Consider the following 2,075-nt stretch of genomic DNA (forward strand, 5'->3'; position numbering starts at 1 on the left):
CCCTGGTCGGGGACGCCGCGGCCCAGTTCACCGTCGAAAAGCGCGCGGGGAACCAATCGCCGGAACGGCGCCCCGCCATCCCGGCCGAGTTGGTTCTGGCCAGAGGGCCCAGCGGGCGTTTGGGAAGTCGATCCGTCACCCACTGGCATCGTGTATGGCCTGCGCGCCCAAAAGGTGGCGGCGGGTCAGCCAGACCACGAGCAGCGGGACGACGAACCATTGCAACAGCGGGCTCAGCCCTGGCTTATATTGGTGTAGTAATACTCAAAGCCGACGGTCAAGACGATACCGACGACGACAAAGATCGCGGCCGGAAAGCGCGTTGGCCGAAGGATCCAGTCCCGTCTTTGTGCCGCCAGGGAGGCAAGCCAGAAGGCGGTCAGCGCGAAGCCGACATCGCCAAAGGTTGCCGACATGCAGAGCTTGATCGCCTCCCAATGAGGCAACTCGGCCATGCCGGTATAGGTCGGAAGCTGAACGAACTCCCAGACGAAATGCAGAGCAAAAGAGAAGTAGGCGACGGGTAGTTCGGGCGCAGCCAAAATACTAGCAGGACGAGAGCGGTCTCCAGAAACGACGTCGCGCGCCATCTTCTCGCTGGTGTCTTCCATCAGATCGCATCGACGGCCTTCGCCAGAAGGTCCCGCACCTCACCCGCCACAGCCGTCAATTCGGAGTTCTCGATCGCCTGCATCGACGCCACCGGGTCGATGGCGCTGACCTCCACACCGCTCTCGACTTCGCGGAGGATGACGCTGCAGGGCAGCATCGCGCCGACCCTTGGCTCGATACCGATCGCCCGATACGCCATCTTCGGATTGCAGGCGCCAAGGATGCGGTAGGCAGGCATATCGACATCGATCTTCTTTTTCATCGTCGCCTTGACGTCAATCTCGGTCAGGACGCCGAAGCCGTGGTCCGCGAGAGCCTTGCGGGTACGGGCATCGACGTCGTCGATAGCCGCGTCCGAGATCAGTCGATTGATTGTGTAGGTCACAGTGAAACCCTTTCACCCATTTTCGAAGATTGCCGATCATGGCGGCGGCCGCCATAACCAGGTGTTCAAGGATCGGGATGTCGGAATCCGGCCAGAACCCACCAAAGGAACCGTTCCGAGCACACTTCGTTCCATGTATTCGCCGTGGATCGTGCGAGAAGATGATCCTGCGAAAAAATAGTCAATTCAAGCCAGATAGAAGGGCGCCGACTCCGCAGTGGAGTCGTTACGAGATCCCTCAAATAACGCATGTTCGCGATGATCGAAGGGATCCTGCGATGAGTCGTCTGTCCCACTCCGAAGTCCACATGGTTCATCGCATCGGCTGGTTGCGCGCCGCTGCGCTAGGGGCGAACGACGGACTCGTCTCCACGGCGAGCCTCGTAGTCGGGGTCGCTGCGGCAGGCTCCGGGCGTCCCGAGATCCTGATTGCCGGTCTTGCCGGGCTTGTCGCAGGTGCGATTTCGATGGCTGCTGGAGAATACGTCTCCGTCAGTTCACAGACCGATGCCGAAAAAACCGATATTGCGCGCGAGACGCAAGAGTTGAAGGAAACACCCGAGGCAGAGCTCGAGGAACTGACGGGCATCTATGTGGCTCGGGGGCTCGATGAGGGTCTCGCCCGCCAAGTCGCGATCCAGTTGACCGCAAAGGACGCACTCGGCGCTCATTCGCGTGACGAACTTGGCATCTCAGAAACGGTGACCGCGCATCCGATCCAGGCGGCCTTGGTGTCAGCGGCGACCTTTGCAGTCGGGGCTGTCATTCCGCTCATCATTGCTGCGCTCGTACCCGCGGCCCAGATCACACTCGTCGTCGCGGTCACCACTCTGATCGCGCTCTCAGTGCTGGGCGGATTGGGGGCATCAGTGGGTGGTGCGGGCGTCGTGAAGGGAGCCGTTCGCGTCACCTTCTGGGGTGCGCTTGCGATGGCAGCGACTGCAGCGGTGGGTATGATCTTTGGTGTGACAGTCGGGTAGACGACGTCGTACGGAGGCAGTGTTGGGGTTGATGATGCGCTCCTGGACGACACGCCTTTGTGGAAGCATTGGCTGATGTTCGCGGACGCGAGTCAGAA

General features: G+C 61.0%; 3 protein-coding genes. 1 reads left to right on the plus strand and 2 read right to left on the minus strand.

The features are described from left to right. Positions 1 to 233 precede the first annotated feature (233 nt). Both IM708_RS20785 and IM708_RS20790 read right to left on the minus strand, forming a co-directional pair. Positions 234 to 611: a hypothetical protein gene (locus tag IM708_RS20785; protein ID WP_209428458.1), complete on the minus strand. Its 378-nt coding sequence runs from the start codon at positions 609 to 611 to the stop codon at positions 234 to 236. Next, a complete protein-coding gene (locus IM708_RS20790) occupies positions 611 to 997 on the minus strand; it encodes a DUF302 domain-containing protein (RefSeq protein ID WP_209428459.1) in 387 nt (128 codons plus the stop codon). Before IM708_RS20790 ends, IM708_RS20785 begins: the two co-directional genes overlap by 1 nt. Positions 998 to 1,275: 278 nt before the next feature. Here IM708_RS20790 and IM708_RS20795 point away from each other — a divergent pair, with 278 nt between their 5' ends. Then, the gene (locus IM708_RS20795) at positions 1,276 to 1,977 is read left to right on the plus strand and encodes a VIT family protein (RefSeq protein ID WP_209428460.1); all 702 of its coding nucleotides are present in this window, start codon (positions 1,276 to 1,278) and stop codon (positions 1,975 to 1,977) included. Positions 1,978 to 2,075 lie beyond the last annotated feature (98 nt).

Source organism: Pararhodobacter sp. SW119 (assembly GCF_017811755.1).
GTDB lineage: Bacteria > Pseudomonadota > Alphaproteobacteria > Rhodobacterales > Rhodobacteraceae > Pararhodobacter.